Annotated in this window: 5 protein-coding genes; 4 read left to right on the top strand and 1 reads right to left on the bottom strand. The window is 71.9% G+C overall.

What is annotated here, in order from left to right; all coding sequences use genetic code 11:
- Positions 1-162 precede the first annotated feature (162 nt).
- Genes RIF89_RS10675 through pgl form a run of 4 tightly spaced genes read left to right on the top strand, consistent with a single transcriptional unit; the run spans position 163 to position 5034 of the window.
- A complete protein-coding gene (locus RIF89_RS10675) occupies positions 163-1776 on the top strand; it encodes a glucose-6-phosphate isomerase (RefSeq protein WP_309069091.1) in 1614 nt (537 codons plus the stop codon).
- Positions 1773-3335, top strand: a complete 1563-nt coding sequence (gene zwf, locus RIF89_RS10670) for a glucose-6-phosphate dehydrogenase (RefSeq protein ID WP_309069090.1) — start codon at positions 1773-1775, stop codon at positions 3333-3335. Before RIF89_RS10675 ends, zwf begins: the two co-directional genes overlap by 4 nt.
- Complete coding sequence (locus tag RIF89_RS10665) at positions 3332-4270, top strand: glucose-6-phosphate dehydrogenase assembly protein OpcA (protein WP_309069089.1); 939 nt, start codon at positions 3332-3334, stop codon at positions 4268-4270. Before zwf ends, RIF89_RS10665 begins: the two co-directional genes overlap by 4 nt.
- On the top strand, positions 4267-5034 hold the full coding sequence (gene pgl / locus RIF89_RS10660) for a 6-phosphogluconolactonase (RefSeq protein ID WP_309069088.1): 768 nt from the start codon (positions 4267-4269) through the stop codon (positions 5032-5034). Before RIF89_RS10665 ends, pgl begins: the two co-directional genes overlap by 4 nt.
- A 39-nt stretch (positions 5035-5073) precedes the next feature.
- Here pgl and RIF89_RS10655 read toward each other — a convergent pair.
- Positions 5074-5220 (bottom strand): RNA polymerase-binding protein RbpA (locus RIF89_RS10655; protein ID WP_309069092.1); only part of this gene is annotated, 147 nt, incomplete at its 5' end.

Here is a 5220-nt window from a genome sequence, read left to right as displayed (position 1 = left end):
ATCGCACGAGCTGTTCGACAAGCTCGCCGCTGTCGGCGTCGACTTCGCCGACGTGACCGAGGTGCTCGAGGAGGAGGGCGTCGAGAAGTTCATCGCCTCCTGGCACGAGCTCCAGGCCACCGTGAAGAGCGCTCTGGAGGGCGCGACGAAGGGAACGGACGCGTGACGTTCTCGATCCGCGTCTCGGGCGACGCGGAGAAGGCGGTCGCGACCCATCTGCCGGCGCTCATCCAGGAGTACGTCGCGTCGAGCATCACCAACCTCGACCCGACGCTGTGGGGCCCCGAGGCGGAGGAGGAGGCGTCCAAGCGCCTCGGCTGGGTGCAGGCCGTGTCGGTCTCGCGTCCGCTCGTGGCCGAGATCGTCGCGCTGCGCGCCGAGCTCGGCGCCAAGGGCGTCGATCGCTTCGTGCTGGGCGGCATGGGCGGCTCCTCGCTCGCACCCGAGGTCATCACGCAGACGGCGGGCGTCGAGCTGACGATCCTCGACTCGACCTCCCCCGGCCAGGTGCTGGCAGCCCTCGACGGCGGGCTCGAGCGCACCGCGCTCATCGTGTCGTCGAAGTCCGGCTCGACGGTCGAGACCGACTCCCAGCGCCGCGCGTTCGAGGCCGCCTTCCGCGACGTGGGCATCGACCCGGCCGAGCGGATCATCGTGGTGACGGATCCCGGTTCGCCGCTCGACGAGTCGGCGCGCGCCGCGGGCTACCGCGTGTTCAACGCGGACCCGACGGTGGGCGGCCGCTACTCGGCGCTCACCGCCTTCGGCCTCGTCCCCTCCGGCCTCGCCGGCGCCGACATCGCCGAGCTGCTCGACGAGGCCGAGGCCTCACTGCTCGAGGTCGCGATCGACGCGCCCGAGAACCCGGCGCTGGCACTGGCCGCCGCGATTGCGGGCACGCAGACGCCCGACGGCTCGGCGCGGCGCGACAAGCTGGGTCTGATCACCGACGGCACGCACATCGTGGGCCTTCCCGACTGGATCGAGCAGCTCATCGCGGAGTCGACGGGCAAGCAGGGCACGGGCATCCTGCCCGTCGTGCTGCTTCCCGTCTCGCCCGAGCTCGACACCAAGCCCGCCGATCTGCAGATCGTGCGCCTGGTGGACGACGCCGAGGAGGTGGAGCGCCGCCATCACGGCGAGATCCTCGTGAGCGGATCGCTCGGCGCGCAGTTCGTCGTGTGGGAGTACGCGACCGCGATCGCCGGCCGCCTGCTCGGCATCAACCCGTTCGACCAGCCCGACGTCGAGTCGGCGAAGGTCGCGGCTCGCGGCCTGCTGGACGCCCGCCCCGCGCCCACGGCCCCGGCGTTCGTCGAGGCGGGAGTCGAGGTGCGGGTGAGCGATCCCGCCCTCGCCGCCAGCGGCACGGTGCAGGGCGTGCTCGATGCGCTGTGGGCCGCGCTGCCCGCGGACGGGTACGTCTCGATCCAGGCGTACGTGAACCGCCTCGAGATCCCGCAGCTGCAGGGTCTGCGCGAGATGGTCGCGGCCGACTCCGGCCGTCCGACCACCTTCGGGTGGGGCCCGCGGTTCCTGCACTCCACCGGCCAGTACCACAAGGGCGGGCCGGCGCAGGGCGTGTTCCTGCAGATCACCGAGCGCACCGAGCTCGACGTCGAGATCCCCGAGCGGCCGTTCACGTTCGGCCAGCTGATCGAGGCCCAGGCGGCGGGCGACGCCGCGGTGCTCGCGGACCACGGCCGTCCCGTCGTGACGCTCACGCTCACGGACCCCCAGACCGAGGTGCTCGCGCTGTTCGAGGCCGCACAATGACGGCAGGCACCGGGGCGGTGGAGATCGCGCGCGGCGCGAATCCGCTGCGCGACCCGTCCGACCGGCGCCTGAACCGGATCGCCGGCCCGAGCGCGCTCGTGATCTTCGGCGTGACGGGCGACCTCTCGCGCAAGAAGCTCATGCCGGCGGTCTACGACCTCGCCAACCGCGGGCTGCTGCCGCCGGGCTTCGCGCTCGTCGGCTTCGCGCGCCGCGACTGGGAGGACCAGGACTTCGCGAAGGTCGTGCACGACGCCGTCAAGCAGTACGCGCGCACCGAGTTCCGCGAGGAGACGTGGCAGCAGCTGCAGCAGGGCATCCGCTTCGTGCAGGGCGAGTTCGACGACGCCGAGGCGTTCGGTCGTCTGCGCGAGACCGTCGACCGCCTGGACGTCGAGCGGGGCACGATGGGCAACCACGCGTTCTACCTGTCGATCCCGCCGAAGTCGTTCCCCGTCGTCGCGCAGCAGCTGCTGGACTCCGGGCTCGTCGAGGACGAGCCGGACGACGACCGCTGGCGTCGCGTCGTGATCGAGAAGCCGTTCGGTCATGACCTCGCGTCGGCGCGGATGCTGAACGACTCGCTCGAGGCGGCGTTCCCGGCCGATTCGATCTTCCGGATCGATCACTACCTCGGCAAGGAGACCGTCCAGAACATCCTCGCGCTGCGGTTCGCGAACGAGCTCTACGAGCCGATCTGGAACCGCAACTACGTCGACCACGTGCAGATCACGATGGCCGAGGACATCGGCGTCGGCGGACGCGCGGGCTACTACGACGGCGTCGGGGCGGCGCGGGACGTGATCCAGAACCACCTGCTTCAGCTGCTCGCGCTCACCGCCATGGAGGAGCCGATCAGCCTCTCGGCCGAGCACCTGCGCGCCGAGAAGGAGAAGGTGCTGGCGGCCGTGCGCCTGCCGGAGGACCTCTCGACGGCGACGGCGCGCGGCCAGTACGCGGGCGGATGGCAGGGCGGCGAGCGGGTGTGCGGCTTCCTCGAGGAGGAGGGCATGAACCCTCAGTCCACGACGGAGACGTACGCCGCGATCAAGCTGGAGATCAACACGCGCCGCTGGGCGGGCGTGCCGTTCTACGTGCGCTCCGGCAAGCGCCTGGGCCGCCGCGTGACCGAGATCGCGGTCGTGTTCAAACGCGCGCCCGAGCATCTGTTCACGCGCGGCCAGACCGCCGAGCTCGGACAGAACGCGCTCGTGATCCGCGTCCAGCCGGACGAGGGCGTCACGATCCGGTTCGGCTCGAAGGTGCCCGGCTACGGCACGCAGGTGCGCGACGTGACGATGGACTTCGGATACGGTCACGCGTTCACCGAGGCGAGCCCCGAGGCTTACGAGCGCCTGATCCTGGACGTCCTGCTGGGCGACCCGCCGCTGTTCCCGCGGCACGAGGAGGTCGAGCTGTCCTGGAAGATCCTCGACCCTGTCGAGGAGTACTGGGCCTCGCTCGAGGGACCGCTCGAGCAGTACGACTCCGGGTCGTGGGGGCCGCCGTCCGCCGATGAGCTCCTTGCCCGCGACGGCCGCGTCTGGAGGCGCCCGTGATCATCGATCTGCCCGATACGACCGTCAGCAAGGTCGCCCGTCAGCTCGTCAGCACGCGCGAGGAGGGCGGCGCGGTCGCGCTCGGCCGCGTGCTGACCCTCGTCATCAAGTCGCACCGCGGCTTCGAGGAGGAGGCGATCGAGGCAGCGAACGACGCCTCGCGCGAGCATCCCATGCGGGTGATCGTGCTCGTCACCGATACGGACGGATCCGCGCGGCTCGACGCGCAGATCCGCGTGGGAAGCGACGCCGGCGCGAGCGAGGTCATCGTGCTGCAGGCCTACGGCGACGCCGCGAGCAACGAGTCCGCGCTGCTCACGGGCCTGCTGCTGCCCGACGCGCCCGTCGTCGCCTGGTGGCCGGATGAGCCGCCCGTGCGACCCGGCGCGTCCGCGCTCGGCCGCATCGCACAGCGCCGCATCACGGACGCGTCGACGGCGCCGTACTCCCCCGACCGGCTCACGCAGCTCGAGAGCGCGTACATGCCGGGCGACACGGACCTCGCCTGGACGCGCCTGACGCGGTGGCGCGAGCAGCTCGCGGCCGTGCTCGACCAGCCGCCGTACGAGCCCGTCACGGCCGTCGCCGTCCGCGGCGCGTCGACGTCGCCGTCCACCGCGCTGCTGGCGGCGTGGCTCGGGCTCGCCCTCGACCTGCCGGTCGACTGGCAGTACGAGGACCCGGCGGCATGGGATCACGGGATCCACTCGGTGCGCCTCACGCGCCCGAGCGGCGACATCCTGCTCGAGCGGCAGACGGAGTCGCTCGCGCTGCTGACGCAGCCCGGTCAGCCCGACCACGATCTGCACCTGCCGCGCCGGTCGCTGCGCGAGTGCCTCGCGGAGGAGCTGCGCCGGCTCGACCCCGACACGCTCTACGGCCGCGTGATCAGCGACGGCTGGAGCCGCCTGACGGAGCCCCGGGGCTCGGCATGACGGACCGTCGCGTGGTGGTGTTGCCCGACAAGGAGCAGCTCGCGGAGAACGTCGCGAACCGCTTCGTCGGCCGCCTCGCGCAGCTGACCCAGGAGGGCCGCGACGTGCACGTGTCGCTGACCGGCGGCGGCATGGGCACCGCGGTGCTGGCCGCCGCGGCCGCGCACGGCTGGGCGAGACAGATCGACTGGTCGCTCGTGCACTTCTGGTGGAGCGACGAGCGCTTCGTGCCCCATGGCGACGAGCAGCGCAACGCGGGCCAAGCACGGGCCGCGCTGCTGGACCGGGTCGGCGTGCCCGACGGCAACGTGCACGAGCCGGCATCCACGGACGACGGTCTCTCCCTCGAGGAGGCCGCCGACGCGTACGCGGCCGAGCTCGCGCGTCACGCCGCGGAAGGCGGCGCATGGCCGGCGTTCGACATCTGCTTCCTGGGCGTGGGTCCGGACGGGCACATCGCCTCGTTGTTCCCCGACCGCGCGGAGGTGCTCGTGACGGACCGCTCCGTGCTTCCGGTGCGCCAGTCGCCGAAGCCACCGCCCGAGCGCGTCACGTTCACGCTTCCGGTGATCAACGCGTCGGCCGACATCTGGATGGTCGTGGCGGGGGCCGACAAGGCGGCCGCGCTGGGACTGGTGCTGGCGGGCGCGGGCCCGGCGAGCGTGCCCGCGGCCGGCGCCGAGGGCACGTCGAGCACCGTCGTGTTCGTGGATCAGGCCGCGGCGGCGGACGTGCCCGAGGACCTGATCGATCCGGAGTACTGAGAAAAAGAACCCCCGCCTCGGCGGGGGTTCTTTCTTCGGTTACTGTCCGCGCTTCTCGCGGAGCTTCTGCAGCGCCTCGCCGAGCAGCTCCTCGGCCTCGTCGTCCGTGCGGCGCTCCTTCACGTAAGCGAGGTGCGTCTTGTACGGCTCGTTCTTCGCGACCGACGGCGGGTTGTCCTTGTCGCG

Origin of the sequence: Microbacterium sp., from assembly GCF_031178525.1 — a bacterium.
GTDB lineage: Bacteria > Actinomycetota > Actinomycetes > Actinomycetales > Microbacteriaceae > Microbacterium.
This window is presented reverse-complemented; position numbering and strand designations above follow the sequence as displayed.

What these genes read in the sequence shown, in the direction of transcription:
- pgl (WP_309069088.1), top strand. Translation starts at nt 4,267, where the DNA reads ATGACGGACCGTCGCGTGGTGGTGTTGCCCGACAAGGAGCAGCTCGCG.
- zwf (WP_309069090.1), top strand. Translation starts at nt 1,773, where the DNA reads ATGACGGCAGGCACCGGGGCGGTGGAGATCGCGCGCGGCGCGAATCCG.